Here is a 20,960-nt window from a genome sequence, read left to right on the forward strand (position 1 = left end):
TCAGTTGCCCTGGGCGACCCTGGCGGCTTGCTGCTGCCGCGCCTGTTCGGTCAAGCGGGCCTTTTCCTCGGGGCTCATCGCATCCATGCGCAAACGCACCTGGGCCATTTTTTCCAGTTGCCCCGGGCTGCTTTCCACCGCCTTCAAGGCCGACGCCAGGGACGCCACCGTCGGATGATCGAAGACCAGCCCTGGATGGATCTCGCACTGCAGCAGCTTGCGGATACCGGCCACCAACTTGATCACCAGCAACGAATGCCCCCCTGCGGCGAAGAAGTCGCGGTCGATGCCGATTCGCTCCAGCCCCAGCAACTGCGCCATACGCGTGGCAAGCAACTGCTCCAGTCCATCGCGCGGCGCGGCGTCCTGGCTATTCGCCGCCGCGCCGGCCAGCTGTTGCAGCGCCTTGCGATCAATCTTGCCGTTGGCCAACCGTGGGAATTGTTCGATCAGTTGCAGGTGCGCTGGCACCATCACACTGGGCAGGCGAGCGCTCAGCCCGCTACGCGCGGCGTCCAGCAAGCCCACCGATTGCCCCGGCTGCGCCACGACGAAGGCCAGCAGTCCCTGTTCGCCCGACGCTGCCGGCAGCACCAGTGCTTCAGCCACCCCTGGCAGGTGCAGCAGCTCGGCCTCGATTTCCGCCAGTTCGATACGGAACCCGCGCACCTTGACCTGCTGATCGCGCCGACCATGCAACTGGATCGCACCGTCCGCGCGGTAACGCGCCAGGTCGCCGGTGCGATACAACCGCTGCGCCGGATCGAAAGGACTCTGGATGAACGCTTGCCCATCGGCTTCGGCATCCAGATAGCCCCGGCACAGCTGCGCGCCGCCCAGATACAACTCACCCAGCATGCCCACCGGCGCCAGGCGCAGGTCGGCGTCCAGCACGTAGACCCGGTTATTGCCCAGCACCTGGCTGAGGGCCGAGCAATCGTCGGCGCCACCGTCCAGGGTCAACGGATGGATCATCACGCCAACGGTAGCCTCGGTCGGCCCATAGTGGTTGAACACCCGGCAATCGCCGCGCACCCGCGCAATGCGCTCGATCAACGGAGCGGCAATCGGTTCCCCCCCGAGAATCAACGTTCGCGGCAGCGTCGCCCGCTCAGTGTCGAGCAGCGCCGCCAGATGCGACGGTACGATCTTCAGGCAGTCGATCGCGTGTCGCTGCAGGTACTCGGCGAACAACACGCCGTCCTGCATCTGCTCATCACTGGCTACATGCAAGGCCGCCCCGTTGAACAACGCGCCAAACAGGGCCGTGTTGCCCAGGTCCGCCGCCACGGTGGAGCTCAAACCCACGTGCCTGCACTGCTCCAGTCCCAGCGCCTGGCTGGCCTGGGCGGTGTAGTTGAGCAACTGTCGATGCTCGATCACCACGCCTTTGGGCACGCCGGTGGAGCCGGATGTGAACAATACGTATGCGACATCGTTGCCCCGGGTGGCGAGCCCGGCCAATGGCGCGCTCGACTGACCGAGTTCAGCCACGGTCAGTACCGTGTGCGGCGCCTCCTGCCAGGCCGACAGATGCGCCGCGTCGGTCAGTAACAGCGTCGCGCCGGCCTGTTCCAGCATCAATGCCTGGCGCGCCTGGGGCCACTGCGCATCCAGGGGCAGGTAGGCCGCCCCCACGCGCCAGGCCGCCAGCATCGCAATCACCAGGTCGACCGAGCGCGGCAATGCCAGGGCGACCATCGAACCGTCCCCCAGCCCACGCGCCTTGAGCCCTCCCGCCAAGCGCTCGACCCGGGCATGCAGCTGTTCGTAGCTCAATTGCTCGTGGGCGTCGGTCAAGGCCATGGCATGGGGCGTTGCAACGGCCAGGTCGGCGATGCGCTGCGGCAGGTAACGGTTGTCCGGCAATGCCTGCATCGCCGGGTTGATCGCCAGCAGGCGCTGCTCCTCGACGTGTCCCAGCAGGCTGAGCCGCGCCAATGGGCTTTGCGGCGTTGCGAGGATCGAGGCCAGCAGCACGCCGTACTGCTCCAACAGGGCTGTGGCCGAGGCAGGGGCATAACGCGAACGGGCATAACACAGGTCGATCGAGGCTAGCCGCCGATCATCCTGCAATCGAACCTGCAACAGCAGCTCGAACCCATCGGCCTGCACACCGGCGCTTTGCGACACGACCCAGGCCAGGACGCCGGCGTGGCCGGCAGTCGGCGCCTGCCCTGCCGTAAAGCCATAGGCCGGGCGCGCCGCCTCGGGGGTCAGTTCCGGCGCCCAGTATTCCTGCCAGGTTCGGTGTTCTTCGAGGCGCACCGCCAGCGCCGCCAACCACTCGTTGAACGGCTGGGTGGCCGGCAACGAAACGCACAGGGGCAAGTTTTTTTCGAACACCCCCACGGCGTTGGCGAAGTAATCGTAATCCTCGCGGCTGTCGTGACGCACACCCACCAGCGTCTGCTCGAGCCCGCCCAGACGGCCCAGCAGCAGCCACCACGCACCTTGCAGCAACGTGGCGAGGGGCTGACCGAGCTGTTCGGCCAGCCTTTGCAAGGCATCCCCTTGGGCAGGCGTCAAGGTCAGGGACAGGCGCGCGTCGGCGACACCCGTCTCGCCACTGGCGCCCCGATCGGCCAGCCAAGGCGTGGCGATGTCCGCCTGCACGCCTTGCAGGTGTTGCTGCCAGTAGGCTCGCGCGCTGGCGGCATCTTCATCGAGCACCACTTCGCTGCGCCATTCCAGGTACTGGGCGAACTCACCCGGCGTTTCGTCGCCCGGCGCTCCATCTTCCGGTGCCGAAGCCGCAGCGTATGCCTGCTGGAGGTGCTCGAGCAGCAAGCGCAGGGATTGCGCATCGGCACCGTAGCGGGCGATGCCCAGCACCAGTTGCCATTGCTGCGGCGCCAGGCGATAGAGCGCCGCCTGGACGCTTTCCGATTCGCCGGCCACGAAGGCGCGGCCCATTGATTCCTCGATCTGTGCCTGGACTTGCTCGACCCCTTGCTCACCCGTCCGTACCGTGAGCGGGAAGCGCCCGGCACCGCTGGCGACCTGACGCAGACCGTGGAAGCCGGCGACCTTGACCAGGCGCGCCAGCAGCATCGGCTGCTGCGCCAGTAACGTATCGAGCGCGAGCTGCAGGCGCTGTGGATCGAGCTCGCCATCGATGAGCACCGTCAGCCAGCGCATGGCCTCGCCACAGGTCGCCGTGTTCGGCAACTGCTCCAGTACCCGCTGTTGTTCGGGCGCCAGGGCGAAACCCGGATCCTGCGCGTCCATCGTGACCTCGTTCATGCTCCGACTTCCTCGGTATTGAGTTCGCCCAGGGCGGTTTGCCCGGCGACCGACGGACGCTCCAGGCTGCTGTGGTCGTACATGTCGCCCATGGCAACCACGATCTTGCGGGGGCCTTCGAACGGATCCCGGGCGTGGGCCACCAGCATGTTGTCCAGCAGGATCACATCGCCTTTGCGCCAGTCGAAACGCACCGCGCAGGCTTCGTACAGCTGGCCGATGCGCTGCATCACCTCGTCTTCGATCGGGGTGCCGTCGCCGTAGTAGACATGCCGGGGCATCCGTTCCAGGCCGAACATCGACAGCAGGTCCTCCCTCACGTCCGGGTCCAGCCAGTAGATGTGGTGCAACTGCACCTGGTTGAAGAACGACTTCTCACCGGTGATCGGGTGCGTGATGATCGCGGGCCCCGGTGTGCGGGTCTGCAACTCGTCGTTGTCGAGCCAGCGCCACTGGATGCCGCCGGCCCGGCAGCGGGCCTCGACTTCGCTGCGGTCTTCGGTCTTGAAGAAGTGCTGCCACGACACGTCGAGCTTGTCGGTGAAGGTGCGCACGTAGAGCAGCCCCTTGTCCTCGAACTTCTGGCGGATGTCCGCCGGCAGCCGTTCGTACATCAACCGGCAGTCCACCACCGGGGTCGCGCCTCCTACCGGCGCGGCCTGTTCGCAATAGAACATCTGCTTGCGTGGCCAGCGGTCCTGATGGGAGCTCTCGTTATGGAACAGGATCATCTTGCGCTCCGGGTACGGCGTGGAGCGGTAGGTGTTCTTGCCGCCTTCCTTCTTGGGCAGGTCGCCGTACTGACCATAAAGCCCCGGCTGTATGGCTTCAGCGAACGCCTCGAAGCCCTGGATGCCGTCCAGCTCGAAACCGCGGAAGAGAATGCCGGCGTGCTCGGCCAGCTTCTGCTCGATCAACGGCCGGTTCTGCTGGATCCACTCGATGACATCCAGGTGAGGCTCGCCCGGCTCCAGCATCAACGGGAATCGCTGGGGCGCCGCCACCAGCGATTCACGCACCCGTGCAGGGCGGGCCTTGGCCAGCGGCGTCACGGAACGCTTGAGGAACTTGCCCAGTTTATCGGCCTTGGGCCCCGGGACGGTGGCAGGCGTGACGGCTGCCGCCAAGTTGTCGACTGGCATGCTGATAGCTCCCAATTGAATGTCCTGATCAGCGACGATCTGTTCCAACAGGGCTGTCCAGGCCTGGGTCAGGTACTGGATGCGCTCGTGTCCGAACAAGGTTGTGGCGAATTGCCAATTACCGCGCAATTGCCCTTCTTCTTCGTCAACGAACAGCGCCATGTCGAATTTAGAATGGGTCTGCAGCGCCGGCAGGAACTCCACGTTCAGGCCGGCCATGGAACGGGTACGCACCGGGACGTTGTTCATCACGAACAGCACCTGCAGCAGCGGGTTCATGCCCTTGTGGCGAGGCACGCCCGACACGTCGACGATCTGGTCGAACGGCAGGTCCTGGTGCTCCAGTGCGCCCAGCAGGTCGTCCTGGGTCTGCCCCAGGAACCGCGAGAACGTGGCTTGGGCGTCAAGGCGCGAACGCAGGGGCAATACGTTGACGAAGAAGCCAATCAAGCGCTCCAGCTCCGGTCGCTCGCGTCCGGCCACGTCCGCCCCGATCACCACGTCTTGTGCCGCGCAGACTCGGTGCAGCAATACCTGGAACGACGCCAGCAAGGTGCTGTACAGCGTGACGCCAGCGCTGCTGGACAGCCGGCGCAAGGCCTCGGTCAACGCTGCGGACAGCTGGAACTGCAACGCATCGCCGTCATAGGAAGCGGTCTGGCCGCGGGGGTTGTCCAGCGGCAAGTCCAGGCGTCCCTCGTAGCCGCGAAGCCGCTGTTTCCAGTACTCGGCCTGACGCGCCAACACCCCTTGCTCTTCCAGTGCCTGCTGCCACAACGCGAAGTCCTGGTACTGGACCTCCAGGGGTGGCAGCGACAGCGGCTCGCCCTTGGCGGATGCCTCGTAGGCCTGCACCAGTTCGTTGATCAAAAGCCCCATGGACCAGCCATCGGAGATGATGTGATGCATGGCGTAGAGCAGCACATGCTCGGTCGGTCCCAGGTGCAGGATCCGCCCGCGCAACAGCGGCGCCTGCTCCAGATCGATCGGCGTACGGGCATTTTCCAGGGTCGCCTGGGCCACCCGCTCGCGTTGGGCGCTGGGCGAGAGACCGGACAGATCGATCACCGGGAAGTCCAGCCGGACCTCATCGGCAATCAGCGCCACCGGGTCGCCTTCGTCATCCTGGGTGTACGCGGTGCGCAGCACATCGTGGCGGCGGATCACCTCAGCAAAGCTGCCTAGCAGGCGCTCCACCGACAATTCGCCGCACAGGCGCAGCGCCATGGGCATGCCATACGCGGAGGTGCCGCCGGACAACTGTTCCGCGATCCACAAGCGTCGCTGCACCAGCGACAGCGGTGCCGAGCGCCGCGGCCCATGGGCCACGAGCCGTACCCCGCCAGAGTCCCCCTCCCGCACCGGCCCCTCCCCATGGCCTGCCATGAGCGTCGCCAATGCCTTGAGCTGTGGATGGTTGAACAGATCACGCAGGCTCAGCGGATAACGGGTCAACCTGCGCAGACGGGAAACGGCCTGGGTCGCCAGCAGGGAGTGGCCGCCGCGCTCGAAGAAATGGTCGTTGCGCCCGACCTGCTCCACTTCCAGCACTTCTTGCCAGACAGCGGCGATCCGTTGCTCCAGTTCGCCCTCGGGCATCGCGAAGCCTTGCTGCGCCTGGCTGGCATCGAAGCGTGGCAGGGCCTTGCGCTCAAGCTTGCCGTTAGGGCTGACCGGCATGCGCTCCAGCACGGACCAGTGCTGTGGAACCATGTAGTCGGGCAGGTGCTGGCTCAAGTGGGCCTTCAACGCCTGCTCCAGCCCCTGGCTGCTAGTGCCGTCGCCGCCCAGCCACGCTGGCGACTGCGGCACCACATAGCCCACCAGCACCGTGCCGTCCTGAGCGATGACCACGCTTTCGCGGACCTCGTCGTGCTCGGCCAGGCGCGCTTCGATTTCACCCAGCTCGATGCGCAGGCCACGGATTTTCACCTGGTGGTCCATGCGCCCGGCGTACTCGATGACACCATCGGCACGGTAGCGCGCCAGGTCGCCGGTCCGGTACAGGCGCGCACCGTCGCCGAACGGGCTGGTGACGAATCGCTCGGCCGTCAGCGACGGACGACGATGGTAACCGCGGGCCAGGCCTTCGCCGCCCAGGTACAATTCGCCCGTCACCCCCACCGGCAATGGCGACAGGTTGTGGTCGAGGATGAACGTGCCCAGGTTGGCGATGGGCTGGCCGATCGGCACCGCATCGCGACCTTCATCGACGCAGGTCCAGTGGGTCACGTCGATGGCGGCCTCGGTGGGGCCGTACAGGTTGTAGAGACCGGCCCCTGGCAGCTTGGCGAAGACCTGCAACTGGGCATCCACCGGCAGCGCTTCGCCGCTGCAGATGATGCGCTTGAGGCTCTGGCAACGACTGACCGCCGGATCCTGCATGAACACCTGCAACATCGAGGGGACAAAGTGCAACGTGGTGATCCGATGGGTGGTGATCAGCTCGATCAATTGCTCCGGATCGCGATGAGCCCCCGCAGGCGCCATCACCAATGTGGAGCCGGCCAGCAAGGGCCAGAAAAACTCCCAGACCGAGACGTCGAAACTGAACGGCGTCTTTTGCAGCACGCTGTCGCTCGCCTCCAGCCGGTAGGCGTCCTGCATCCAGCACAAGCGGTTGACCAGGGCCGAATGACGGTTGCCGGCGCCCTTGGGCTTGCCGGTGGAACCGGAGGTATAGATCACATAAGCGAGGTTTTCGCCCTGCAGTTCGACCGCGGGGTTGGCATCGCTGCGCCCCGCCAGCCAGTCGCCCGGCTGGTCCAGCACCAGGCTGCGCAGGCCCGTCGGCACGGGCAACTGGTCAAGCAGATGCCCCTGGGTCAGCAGCAAGCCAATGCCGCTGTCTTCGAACATGTAGGCCAGGCGATCCTGTGGATATTCCGGGTCCAGCGGGACATAGGCACCGCCGGCCTTGAGGATCGCCAGCAGGCCCACCACCATTTCCACCGAACGCTCCACGGCGATGCCCACCAGCACATCCGGACCGACACCGTGCTCCATCAGCAGATGAGCCAGGCGGTTGGCCTGGGCATTGAGCAACGCATAGCTGAGCCGTTGCTGGCCGAAGACCAGCGCGCAGGCGTCAGGGGTCCTCCGCACCTGCGCTTCGATCAGGCGATGGACGCTGTGGTCGAGGGGGTACTCGATGGCGGTGGCGTTCCAGCCCTGCTGAACCGCCAGCTGTCCGGCATCGAGCAGTGACAATTGCCCCACCGTGCGCTCGCCACCCAGAGCGATCTGCTCCAGCAGGTGCGCCAGGTGCTGGCCGATGCGGGCAACGTCTCCCGGGGCGAAACTGTCGCGGCTGTAACTCAGCAGCAACGACAGCGTCTCGCCCAGGTTCACTGCCAGGGTCAGCGGGTAGTTGGTCTGTTCGTGATTGGCCACCTCGCCGAAACGCAACGTGGCCGGCGCGCCCGCTTGCAACGCCTGGGAAACCGGATAGTTCTCGAACACCAGCAAGGTGTCGAACAGTGCCGCGCCGCCCTGCCCGGCCCAGCGCTGGATGTCGAACAGGGGCGTGTGCTCATGCTCGCGCAGGCTCAGGTTTCGCCCCTGGACCTCCTGCAACCATTGGCCGACCCTGTGCTCCGCCCGGGGGCTGCCGATCACCGGCAAGGTGTTGATGAACAGGCCGATCTGCTGCTCCACGCCGGCAATGGACGCGGGGCGTCCGGCCACCGTGGCGCCGAAGGCCACCGCCGATTGTCCGGTGCAGCGTTGCAGCAACAACTGCCAGGCCGCTTGCACCAGGGTGTTGACTGTCACCTTCTGCTCTCGGGCAAAGGCATGCAGCCGCGCCGTGGCGCGCTCATCGAGCCACTGCTCGTACTCGCCGTGGCCGGTGACTGCCTCACTGCGCGAGTCCCGGGCAAAGGCCCCTGCCAGGTGTGTCGGCTCGTCCAGCTCGGCCAATTGTGCGCGCCAGAACCGCTCGCTGGCCTGGGGATCCTGGGCCGACAACCAGTCGATGTAGTCACGGTAGCGTCCAGCCGGTCGCGCCGGTGCCTGGCCGCTGTAGCGCTGCAGCACTTCACCGAGCAACTGCGAATTGCTCCAGCCGTCCATCAGGATGTGATGGCTGGTGTAGATCAGGTGATAGCGATCCTGCGCCACCCGCACCACGGCCAAGCGCAGCAACGGCGCGGCGTCCAGCGCGAAGCCTTGCTGGCGCTGGGCCAGGGCGAGAGCGTCCAGGTCCCGGGACAGCCCGGGGTTGGCATGCCCGTCGTGGAACAGGAATTCAACCTCCACCCGTTTGTGCACCACCTGCAGGGCCCGCTTGAAATCGCCCTCCCAGACGAAACTGCTGCGCAGCACTTCATGGGCATCCATGGCGGCCTGCCAGGCCTGGCGGAAGCGCTCGACCTGCAGCCCCTCGACGTCCACGCGCAGTTGATTGATGTAGTTGCCCGCCTGCTGCTCGTAGAGGGTATGGAACAGCATGCCCTGCTGCATGGGCGACAACGGGTAGATGTCTTCGACCTGCCCGGGCGCCACGGCCAGGGCATCCAGCTGGGCCTGGGTCAGGCCGGCCAGGGGGAAGTCCGAAGGCGTGAAGCCCTGGTGCTGCGCCTGGCAGCAATGCTCGATCAGCGCCAGCAATTCCCGGCCGTAGTCCAGGGCCAGGGCCTGGACGGTGGCCGGGTCGAACATCTGTGTGCTGAACGCCCAGTCGATGCTCAGTTCACCGGCATAGACACTGCCGTTGAGCGTCAGCCAGTTGTCCAGCGGCGCCAGGGGACTCTGGGGCGCACCGGCCGATTCACTGGCCGGGACAAACAAGCCGTCGGCATCGTCGGTAAAGCCGCTGTCGAACTGGCCCAGGTAGTTGAACGTGATGCGAGGCATGGGCAGGGCCGCCAGGGTGCGACGCGTCTGCTCGTCGCCCAGGTAGCGCAGCACACCGAATCCGAGCCCCTTGTCGGGGATCGCCCGCAACTGCTCCTTGATGGTCTTGATGGAGTCCGCCGCAGTGGCCGCTGGCGTCAGGCGCACCGGGAACAGGCTGGTGAACCAGCCCACGCTGCGGCTCAGGTCCAGGTCATCGAACAACGCCTCGCGGCCATGCCCCTCCAATTGAATCAGGGTGGAGTCTTCGCCAGTCCAGCGGCCGATTACCCGGGCCAGGGCCGTCAGCAGCAGATCGTTGACCTGGGTGCGATACGCCGCCGGCGCTTGCTGCAAGAGGCGCTGGGTCTGCTGTTTATCCAGGCGTGTCTGGACCTGCGCGGCATGGCACCTGAGCATGTCCCCATGGGGGCGGTCACAAGGCAGGTCGGCGCGTGCGCCTGCCAACTGGCCTTGCCAATAAGCCATCTGGGCCTGTAGCGCCGCGCTGCCGGCATGGGCCTGCAATCGTTGCGCCCAGGCCTGGGTGGCGCTGGTCTTGGCCGCAAGCGCCGGGGGCTGTCCGGCTTGCAGTTGGGCATAAGCCTGTTGCAGGTCTTCCAGCAGAATGCGCCAGGAGACACCGTCCACCACCAGGTGATGGATCACCAGCAGCAGCCGCTGGCTGCCGTCGGCCAGGTTCGCCAAGACCCCGCGCAACAGCGTGCCATGGTCCAGTGCGAGGCTGCGCTGGGCCCGTTCGGCCAATTGTTCGAGCGCCGGGGCATCGGCCACCTCTGCGGTCCACAACAGCGGCGAGTCTTGCCACACCGCGTGCTGTTCGGCGAGTGTGCGATGGCGAGCGAGCCAGCCATCGCCCTCACGGACGAAGGCCAGGCGCAAGGCATCGTGATGGGCAACCAGCGCTTGCAGCGCCTGCTCCAGATGCCCGGCGTGGACCGGCCGCCTGCCCTTGAGCAGCAACGATTGGTTCCAGTGATGCGGCTCGGCCATGTCCAGGTCGAAGAACAGTTGCTGGAACGGCAGCAACGGCGCATCGCCCGTCACCGGGCCCTGGTCGATAACCGGGCCGCTGTCGCCCATGCTCGCCACGCCGGCCAGGCCCTGGATGGTCTGGTGGACGAACAGGTCCTTGGGACTGAAATGGATGCCCGCCTGGCGAGCCCGGCTGACCACCTGGATGGAGATGATGGAATCGCCCCCGAGCTCGAAGAAGTTGTCGTGGATACCCACCTGCCCAACCCCCAGCACGCTTTGCCAGATGTCGGCCAGGGCCTGTTCCAGGGCCGTGCCCGGTGCGATGCAGGCCTTGGGACTGGCGTTGATATCGGCACGGGGCAGTGCCTTGCGCTCCAGTTTGCCGTTGGGGCTGACAGGCATCCTTTCCAGCCACAGCCATCGCTGCGGCACCATGTAGTCGGGCAATGCGCGGCCCAGGTGATCCCTGAGGCGGGCTTGCAGCGCCTGGCGGGCATCGTCGTCGGCGTCCAGCAGCTCGGCACGGGTGGGCACCAGGTAGGCCACCAGCAAGGTACCGTCCTGAGCGATGACCACCGTTTCGCGCACCTCTTCGTGCTCGGCCAGGCGCGCTTCGATTTCCCCCAGCTCGATGCGCAGGCCACGGATCTTCACCTGGTGGTCCATGCGTCCGGCGTACTCGATCACGCCATCGGCGCGGTACCGCGCCAGGTCACCGGTGCGATACAGCCGTTGTCCCTGGCCGAAGGGCCCGGTGACGAACCGCTCGGCCGTCAGCGCGGCGCGGCGATGGTAGCCGCGGGCCAGCCCCTCTCCCGTCAGGTACAGCTCGCCCATCACGCCCACCGGCACCGGGGCCAGTTCGTCGTCCAGGATATAGGTGCCCAGATTGGCGATCGGCTGGCCGATGGGCACGCTGTCGCGACCCTCCTCGACACAGGTCCAGTGTGTCACGTCGATGGCCGCCTCAGTGGGGCCGTAGAGGTTGTACAGGCCGGCATTCGGCAGCTTGGCGAACACCTGCTGCTGCGCGTCCACCGGCAACGCTTCACCACTGCAGACGATGCGCTTGAGGCTGGTGCAATCGGCTACGTGGGGATCTTGCACGAAGGCCTGTAACATCGATGGAACGAAGTGCAGCGTGGTAATGCGGTGCGCGGTGATCAGCCCGATCAGTTGGGTCGGGTCGCGATGTGCCCCCGGCGCGGCCACCACCAGGGTCGAACCGGTCATCAGCGGCCAGAAGAACTCCCACACCGACACATCGAAACTGAACGGCGTTTTTTGCAACACGCTGTCCGTGGAATCGAGCCCATAGGCCTGCTGCATCCAGCACAGCCGGTTGACCAGCGCCGAATGCCGGTTGCCCGCGCCCTTGGGCTTGCCGGTGGAACCGGAGGTATAGATCACATACGCCAGGTTCTCGCCGTGGACGTCGACCTGCGGATCGCTGTCGCGGTCGGCATACAGGCCGTCGTCAGGCGCGTCCAGCAGCAGGCTGTACATGCCGCCCGGGATCGGCAGCAGGTCCAGCAAATGGCCCTGGGTCAGCAGCAGGTCGATGCCACTGTCCTCGAACATATAGGCCAGGCGCTCCCGCGGATATTCCGGGTCCAGAGGAACGTAGGCACCGCCGGCCTTGAGGATCGCCAACAGTCCCAGGACCATTTCCACGGAGCGCTCCACGGCGATGCCCACCAGCACGTCCGGGCCGACGCCGTGATCGACCAGCCGATGAGCCAGTCGATTGGCCCGGGCGTTGAGTTCGCCGTAGCTCAGGCGCTGTTCGCCGAAAATCAGCGCCGGAGCGTCCGGGTGGTTGCGCACCTGCTCCTCGATCAGGCCTTGCACCGTGCGGTGGAGGGGGTAGCGAACCGCCGTCGCGTTCCAGTCGACGAGCATCCGCCGACGCTCGTCAGCCCCCAGCAAGGTGCATTGCGCCACAGGGCGATGCAGGTCCTGCACCAGGCTCTGCAACAGGTTGAGCCAGTGCTGGCCCATGCGCTCGATGGTGGCCGGCTCGAACAGATCCGTGGCGTAGGTCAGGGCCGCATGCAAGCCTTGCGGGCTGTCGACGGTGTCCAGGCTCAGATCGAACTGGGCGGTGCGCTGCGCCCAGCCCAGGGGCTCGACTGCCAGGCCGGGCAATCCATTGGCAAAGGCTGCATCGGTTTCGTTGCGATGGTTGAACATGGCCTGGAACAGCGGGCTGTGACTCAGGTTGCGCTGCGGCTGCAAGGCATCGACCAGTTGCTCGAACGGCAGGTCCTGATGCATCTGCGCCGCCATGGCGGTCTGCTTGAGCTGCTGCAGCAGCTCGGCGCCGGTCAGTTGGCTGTCGAACCGGGCTCGCAATACCTGGGTGTTGACGAAGAACCCGATCAACCGCTCGGTCTCCAGCCGCTGGCGGTTGGCGATCGGCACCCCGACGCGGATGTCGGATTGCCCACTGTAGCGTTGCAGCAGCGCCTGGAAAGCGCCGAGCAAGAGCACGAACAGGGTGACGTTTTCCCGTCGGGCCAGTGCCTTGAGGGCATCGCTCAACGAAGGATCGATCACGATCGGCAAACGCGCGCCACGCTGGCTTTGCTGCGCCGGACGCGGATGGTCGGTGGGCAACTCCAGCAGCGGCTGTTCGCCGCCCAACTGCTCGGTCCAGTAGGCCAGTTGGCGCTCCCGCTCGCCGGCGTCCATCCATTGCCGCTGCCAGATCGCATAGTCGGCGTACTGCACCGCCAAGGGAGGCAATTGCGCGGGCCGCTCCTCGACGAATGCCGAATACAGGCTCATCAGGTCATCGACCATCACCTGCAACGACCAGGCGTCGGCCACGATGTGATGCAGGGTCAGCACCAGGATATGCTCCTGCTCGCCCAGCGCCAGCAGCGCCACGCGCAGCAACGCGTCGTTCAGGAGGTCGAACGGGCCTTGGGTCTGCTGTTCGAGGAACGCCTGGATGGCGGCCTCGTCCTCCCCGTCCAGGCGCCGCTCGACGACACTGACCTGGCCCTGTGGACGGATCACCTGGCAGGTGCGCCCCTCGTCTTCGACGAAAGCGGTGCGCAGGCTTTCGTGACGCTCCACCAGCGCTTCGAAGCTGCGACGCAAGGCGTCCTTGTCCAGCGTACCGCGCAGGCGCAAGGCGGTCGGGATATTGTAGGCGGTGCTGTCGGGGTCCATTTTCCACAGGAACCATTGGCGCTCCTGGGCAAACGACAGCGGCAGCGGCTTGTCACGTGGCACCGGCACCAGCGCGGGCGCCTGCGGGCCTTGGCCTGCGTCGAGGGCGCCGACGAAATCCTGCAACGTGCCGTGTTCGAACAGGCTGCGCAGCGGCACCTCGATGCCCAGCACCCGACGGACCCGGGACACCACCTGGGTGACCAGCAGCGAGTGACCGCCCAACTCGAAGAAGTTGTCTTGCAGCCCTACCCGTTCGAGCTTGAGCACTTGCTGCCAGATCTGCGCCACCTGTTGCTCGCGAAGGCTGCGGGGCGCCACGTAGGCCCTTTGCACCTCGCTGACATCCGGGGCCGGCAGCGCCTTGCGATCGACCTTGCCGTTGGGCGTCAACGGCAGCTGGGCCAGGAACACCAGGTGCGCCGGAACCATGTACTCGGGCAATTGCGCCTTGAGCGCGGCCTTGAGGGCGGTGCGCGCCGCGGCCTCGCCTTGCGGGTCGGGCATCGGACTGGCGGTGGGCACCACATAGGCCACCAGTTGCGAGCCGGTCGGGCCTTCGTGGGCGATCACCACGGTTTCACGCACACTGTCCTGGGCCAGCAGCGCCGCTTCGATTTCCCCCAGCTCGATACGCAGGCCGCGGATCTTGACCTGATGGTCGATGCGGCCGATGTACTCCACCACGCCCTCGGCCCGATAGCGGGTCAGGTCGCCGGTGCGGTACAGCCGCTCGCCAGTGGTGGAGAATGGGTTCGGGACGAAACGCTCGGCCGTCAACGCCGGGCGCTGGAAGTAGCCACGGGCCAGGCCTTGGCCACCGATCAGCAGTTCACCCGGGGCGCCGGGCGGGTTGAGCGTCAGGTCGCTGCCGACGATGTACAGCGCAGTGTTGTCCAGGGGCTTGCCGAGGAACGGACGACTGTTGTCATGGCTCAAGGGATGCACCGCTGACCAGATGGTGGTCTCGGTCGGGCCGTAGAGGTTCCAGACCTTGGGCGAAAGCATCAGCAGCCGCTGCGCCAATTCCAGCGGCAATGCCTCGCCGCCGCAGAGGAAGGTGCGCCCCGCCAGTCGCGGAGCCTGTTCGTGGTCCAGCAGCATGCGCCAGCTCGAAGGCGTGGCTTGCAGCATGGTCACATCGTGCTGCCCCACCAGCGCCAGCACCGCCTCCGGGTCCTGGTGCACGTTCTGGCCGGTCAGCACCACGCTGGCCCCGGCCGACAGCGGCCCGTAGATCTCCAGGCCGAAAATGTCGAAGGAGAACGTGGTCAGCGACAGCATGCGGTCGCCAGCCGTCAGGCCGGGTTGGGCAATCATGCTGGTGACGAAGTTGCTCAATGCGCCATGGCGCACCATCACGCCCTTGGGTTTGCCGGTGGAGCCGGAGGTGTAGATCACGTAGGCCAGGTGTTCGGCACTCAGTGGCACCGCCGGGCAGGTGCCGGGAGCATCCTGTAGCGCCACGTCGGGCTGGTCCAGCAGCAGGGTCTGGAGGGTCGCCGGAATGGGCAACACAGCCTGCAGCCGGGCCTGGGTCAACAGCAGGTGGATGCCGCTGTCCTGGATCATGTAGGCCAGGCGATCCTCGGGATATGCCGGATCCAACGGCACGTAGGCACCGCCGGCCTTGAGGATCGCCAGCAGGCCGACGATCATTTCGACGCTGCGCTCCAGCGCGATGCCCACCGGCTGGTCAGGCGTCACGCCCAGGGCGACCAGGCGGTGGGCCAGCTGATTGGCCCGGGTGTCCAGTTGCTGGTAGGTCAGGGTTTGGCCATCGATGGTCAGGGCCAGCGCATCGGGGGACTGGCGGACCCGTTCGGCGATGCGCTGGTGGACGCAGGTGGCCTGTGTCCCCTGCTCCACCACTCGGTGCCATTGCCGTTGCATCAGGCGTTGCTGGTCGCTGTCGAGCAGCGGCAGCTCACCGATGCGTCGCTGCGGCGCGTCGACGATACCCTGCAGCAGGTTCTGCCAGTGCCGGACCAGACGCTCGATGGTCTGCGGCTCGAACAGGTCGGTGGCATAGGTCAGCTCGGCGGCGATTCCCTGCTCGGTTTCATACGTGCCCAAGGTCAAGTCGAATTGGGCTGTGCGTCCCTCCCACACCAGGTCTTCGATGCCCAGGCCCGGCAGGTGCAACTGCCGGCCCTGGGCATCGCCTGCGGTCTGATGGTTGAACATGACCTGGAAGATCGGGCTGTGGCTGAGGCTGCGCTCCGGTTGCAGTGCCTCGATCAACTGCTCGAACGGCAGGTCCTGATGCGCCTGGGCGGCCATGGCCGATTGCTTGACCTGGTCGAGCAGACGGTCGAACGGCAGTTGCCCGTCCACATGGGCGTTCAGCACCTGGGTGTTGACGAAGAAGCCGATCAGGCCTTCGGTCTCGACCCGGTTGCGGTTAGCCACCGGCACGCCGACGCGGATCTGCGGTTGACCACTGTAGCGATGCAGCAAGGCCTGGAACGAGGCCAGCAACACCATGAACAGGCTGGCCCCTTGGCGCTGGGCCAGTTGCTTGAGTGCCGTCGCCAATTGCGGCGGCAGGTCCAGGTCCAGCCGTGCGCCGCGAAAGCTCTGTACGGGCGGGCGCGGATGATCGAGGGGCAATTCCAGCACCGGTTGCTCGCCACCCAGGGTCCGGACCCAATAGGCCAACTGCCGCTCACGCTCGCCGGCTTCGAGCCAATGGCGTTGCCAGATCGCATAGTCGGCGTACTGCACGGGCAATTCCGGCAAGGCCAGCGGTGTGCCGACGGTGTCCGCCGCGTAGTGGCTCACCAGTTCATTGACCAGCACCTGCATCGACCAGCCATCGGCAATGATGTGGTGCTGGATCAGCGCCAGCACATGGTCGTCCTCGGCGAGTTTCAACAGGGAAACCCGTAGCAGCGGCCCCTGACGCAGATCGAACGGACGCGCGGTCTCGCGCTCGACGAAGGCCTTGAGGCTGTCCTCGAGGCTGGCGGTGGAGTCCGCGGGCAACGACTCGAGGCTGATGCGCAGCGGCAACTGCCGGTGGATCACCTGCACTGTCCGCTCGTCGCGCTCGATGAAGGTGGTGCGCAGGCTTTCATGGCGTTCCACCAGGGCGTTGAAGCTGCGCTCCAGGGCCGGTACATCCAACGGGCCCTTGAGGCGTAGCGCACTGGGGATGTGGTAGGCCGAGCTGTTGGGCTCCATCTGCCACAGGAACCATTGGCGCTCCTGGGCATAGGACAATGGAATATCCTCGAACCCGGAACGCACCTCGGGAATCGGCAGGTTGGCCGGCGAGACGCCCTCTTCGAGCATCTTTTCCAGGTACAGCCGGCGTTTGTCCAGGGGCAGAGTGATAAAGCGCTTGGCAATCCTCAAAGCAACACTCTTGTCCATCAGACTTCCTCCATTTCATCAAGCAGGGCTTCCAGCTTGTTCAGTTTCTGTTCATTGATCGGCCCGTCCCCGGTGTCCAGTTGCGCGACGAAATCCTGCAGGACGGGGTGCTGGAAAATCAGCTGCGGGGTCAGGGTCAACCCCAGTTCGAGAGCCATGCGCGAGACGGCGTTGACCGCCAGCAGCGAATGGCCGCCCAGCTCGAAGAAGTGATCGTTCAGACCCACGCGTTCCACGGTGAGCACCTGTGCCCAGATCGCCGCGACCTGTCGTTCCAGCTCGCTGACCGGGGCCACGTAGCCGGCTTGGGACAAGCCGGTCTCCACGGCCGGCAAGGCCTTGCGGTCGAGCTTGCCGTTCGGGGTCATGGGCAGTTGGTCGAGAAACAGCAGGTGGGCCGGGACCATGTAGTCGGGCAGATGCGCCTTGAGCCCGCCCTTGAGTCGGTCGCGCACTGCACGCAGGTCGTCGGCTTCCCGGTCCAGCGCAGGCGCCACCACATAGGCCACCAATTGCGGACCTCCCGGCGCGTCCTGGGCCAGGACGGCCACCTCGCGTACCCCCGGTTGAGCCAGCAGTCGCGCTTCGATTTCCCCCAGCTCGATGCGAAAGCCACGGATCTTCACCTGATGGTCGATGCGCCCCTGGTATTCGAGCACGCCATCGGCGCGGTAACGGCACAAGTCACCGGTGCGGTACAGGCGCTCGCCGGTGGTGGAGAACGGATTGGGCACGTACTTTTCGGCGGTCATCGCCGCTCGCCCGAGATAGCCACGGGTGATGCCCGCGCCGCTCAGGTACAGCTCCGCCGGTACTCCCTGGGGCACCGGTTGCAGACCGGCATCCAGCAGGTAGCTGGCCGTGTGCTTGAGGGGACGGCCGATATTCGCCGTGCCGTCGACGCAGCGCCGCGCCCAGGTGGAATAGGTGGTGTCTTCCGAAGGGCCGTAGAGATCGTAGACGTGTTCGACGCGGGTCGATTGATACAGCGCCTCCACCAGGCTCTGCTTCAGTGGCTCGCCCGCCAGGTTGATGATGCGCACGCCGGGCGGGATATCGCCGCTGCGTTGCAACGCGGCGATGGCCGATGGCACGGTGTTGACCAGGCGTACCTGATCCCGCGCCGGCAGCTGCGGCAGTTCCAGCGCATTGCGGGCGATGATCAGCGAGCCGCCGTTGGCCAGGGTCACGAACAGCTCCCATACCGACAGGTCGAAGCACACCGAAGTGCAAGCCAGCACGCCCTGGATGTCGTCGCGGCGATAGACCGACCTGGACCAGTCGATCAGCGCCAACACGTTGCGATGGGCAATCGCCACGCCCTTGGGCTTGCCGGTGGAGCCGGAGGTGTAGATCACATAGGCGAGGTTGTCCGGAGTGACGCCGGTCGCCGGCGCATCCTGGGAATATTGCCCAAGCTCGATGCGGTCCAGCATCAGCACGGCGGTGTCGGCCGGAACTGTCAAGGTCACCGCCACGGCCTGTTCGGTCAGCAGCACGCGGGCACGGCTGTCGTCGAGCATGTAGGCCACGCGCTCGGCCGGATAATCCGGGTCCAGTGGCACGTAGGCGCCGCCGGCCTTGAGCACTGCCAGCAAGGCCACCAGCAAGTGTTCGGACCGCGGCATCGCCACGCCCACCCGCACTTCAGGGCCCACGCCCAGTTCGATGAGCTTGTGGGCCAGGCGATTGGCGCGGCTGTCCAGTTCGCTGTAGCTGAGACGGTTTTCGGCGAACGTCACTGCCAGGGCATCCGGCATGGCTTCGGCCTGGCGGGCGATCGCCTGATGGACGCACAGGGTTTGCTCGAACGGAGCGTCCACCGGGTTCCAGTCGTGGGTCAGGCGTTGATGCTCATCGAAGCCGAGCATGGACAACTGCCCCAGGCAGCGCTCGCCCTGGCCGGTCATCTGTCCGAGCAACTGAGCCAGGTGCGCCGCCAGGCGCACCACGGTGTCGGCCTGGAAACTGGCGCGCTGGTAACTCATGTGCACCGACAACTGTCGATCCAGGCTCACCAGCAAGGTCAACGGATAGCTGGTCTGCTCCCGGGTGGCTGCCGGGCCGAAGCGCAGGCCTTGAGGCGCGCCCTGCTCCAGGGCCTGGGCGACCGGGTAGTTCTCGAACACCAGCAGGCTGTCGAACAGTGCGTCACCGCCCTGGCCGGCCCAGCGCTGGATGTCCAGCAATGCGGTGTGCTCGAATTCCCGCAGCGCCAGGTTCTGCCCTTGCACCGCTTGCAGCCAACTGTCCAGGGACTGTTCGGCCCGTGGGCTGGCAATGACCGGCAAGGTGTTGATGAACAGGCCGATCTGCTGCTCGATACCGGGCAAGTCCGCCGGGCGACCGGCCACCGTCGCGCCAAAGGCCACGGTGTCCTTGCCGGTGTAGCGCTGCAACAGCAACAGCCACGCCGCCTGCACCAGGGTGTTGACGGTGACTTTCGAGGCCCGGGCGAAGGTTTCCAGGCGTCGGGTCAACCCTTCGTCCAGCACTTGCACATGGTCGCCGTAACCGATGCCGGTCTCAGCCGGGCAGGCCATGGCGTCGGCCAGGCGCGTCGGAGCCTCCAGGCGCTTGAGCGCAGGCATCCAGAACGCCTGGCTGGCGGCGCCATCCTGGCGTTGCAGCCAGGCGATGTAGTCCCGATAGCGGCTGCCCTGCAAGGCGACGTGATTGCCGCTGTAGCGTTGCAGCACCTCGCCGAGCAACTGCGAGTTGCTCCAGCCATCCATCAGGATGTGGTGATGGGTATAGATCAGGTGGTAGCGCTGCTCATCGAGACGCGCGATGGTCAATCGCAACAGGGCCGCAGAGCCCAGGGCCAGTTGTCGGCATTCGGCATCGGCCAGCGCCAGCAAGGTTTCATCGCGCTGCGGATCGCCTTGCAGGTCATGCAGGCGGTAGGGCAGTTCCAGGTGCTTGCTGACCAGTTGCACCGGCTCCGGCAGGTCCCCCTGCCAGACGAAGCGCGTACGCAGGATGTCGTGGGCATCCACCGCCGCCTGCCAGGCCTGGCGGAAGCGCTCCGGGTCCAGCCCTTCGACGTCCAGGCGCAACTGGTTGATGTAGTCGCCGCTGGCCTCGCCATAGACGCTGTGGAACAGCATCCCCTGCTGCATCGGCGACAGTGGGTAGAGGTCGGCGATCTGCGTCATCGCCACCGGCAGCCCGTCCAGTTGCCATTGGCTCAGGCTGGCCAGGGGGAAGTCCGACGGCGTCACGCCGCCCTGCCCGCCCTGACAGCAATGCTCGATCAGCCCTTGCAGCTCGCGGGTGTAATCGTCCGCCAGGGCCTGGATGGTGGCCGGGTCGAACACCTCGCGGCTGAAGGTCCAGCCCAGGTTCAGTTCACCGCCGAATACCTGGCCATTGAGCGCCAGGAGGTTGGACAACGGTGCTTGCGGGTCCAGCTCGTCCCCGGCCCCTTCGCTGGCCGGTACGAACAGGGCACCGTCGGCCTCGTCGAAACTGGCATCGAACTGGCCCAGGTAGTTGAAGGTCAGGCGCGGTGTCGGCAGCGCGGCCAGGATCGCCCGGGCCGAGTCATCCCCCAGTCGGGCCAGGGCACCGAATCCCATGCCCTTGTTCGGGATCGCCCGCAGTTGCTCCTTGATCTGTTTGAGGGAACTGCCCAGGTCGGCCGTCGGGGTGAGCCTGGCCGGGTACAGGCTGGTGAACCAGCCGACGGTGCGGGTCAGGTCGACATCGTCGAACAGGGCTTCACGGCCGTGACCTTCGAGCTGGACCAGGGCGCTGTCGCTTCCGGTCCAGCGCACCATGACCCGGGCCAGGGCGGTGAGCAGCAGGTCGTTGACCTGGGTGCGATAGGCCTGGGGCGCCTCCTGCAGCAATCGACGGGTCAACGACGCGTCGAGTCGGGTGCGCACCGTCAACGCGAGACGCTCCTGCTGGCCGCCCAGTGGATTGTCCATCGGCAATTGCCCGTCGACACCCTCCAGACAGGCCTGCCAATACGCCAGTTCCTCCTGCAAGGCGGCGCTGCGCGCATAGTCCTGCAGACGCTCGGCCCACACCCGGGCCGAAGTGGTTTTCGCCGGCAGCCGCACCTGTTGGCCGGTGGACAACTGGCGATAGGCGTCTTGCAGGTCTTCGAAGAGGATGCGCCAGGACACACCGTCCACCACCAAATGGTGGATCACCAGCAACAGCCGCTGG

At 66.1% G+C, this 20,960-nt stretch carries 3 protein-coding genes (1 of these 3 running past the window's edge); all 3 read right to left on the bottom strand.

Translation table 11 applies throughout. The features are described 5' to 3' along the window. Tightly spaced (each overlapping or abutting the next), the 3 genes in view from BLP99_RS07840 to BLP99_RS07850 form a layout consistent with a single transcriptional unit that may run on beyond the window. Positions 1-3,246, bottom strand: coding sequence for a non-ribosomal peptide synthetase (locus BLP99_RS07840; protein WP_092180101.1), 3,246 nt, complete (start codon positions 3,244-3,246; stop codon positions 1-3). After that, positions 3,243-16,781 (bottom strand): non-ribosomal peptide synthetase, encoded by a 13,539-nt coding sequence (locus tag BLP99_RS07845; RefSeq protein ID WP_092180103.1) that lies wholly within the window; start codon positions 16,779-16,781, stop codon positions 3,243-3,245. The genes BLP99_RS07840 and BLP99_RS07845 overlap by 4 nt, the downstream gene beginning before the upstream one ends. Beyond that, positions 16,781-20,960: the 3' end of a non-ribosomal peptide synthetase gene (locus tag BLP99_RS07850; protein ID WP_092180105.1), read on the bottom strand. 8,165 nt of this gene lie beyond the right edge of the window; 4,180 of the gene's 12,345 nt are visible here — the last part of the coding sequence; the start codon falls outside the window, past its right edge; it ends in the stop codon at positions 16,781-16,783. The genes BLP99_RS07845 and BLP99_RS07850 overlap by 1 nt, the downstream gene beginning before the upstream one ends.

This window comes from Pseudomonas sp. NFACC32-1, from assembly GCF_900101215.1.
Taxonomy (GTDB): Bacteria; Pseudomonadota; Gammaproteobacteria; order Pseudomonadales; family Pseudomonadaceae; genus Aquipseudomonas.

Excerpts from the sequence above, each read along its gene's own strand:
- BLP99_RS07840 (WP_092180101.1), bottom strand. The coding sequence starts at position 3,246 with ATGAACGAGGTCACGATGGACGCGCAGGATCCGGGTTTCGCCCTGGCG.
- BLP99_RS07845 (WP_092180103.1), bottom strand. The coding sequence starts at position 16,781 with ATGGACAAGAGTGTTGCTTTGAGGATTGCCAAGCGCTTTATCACTCTG.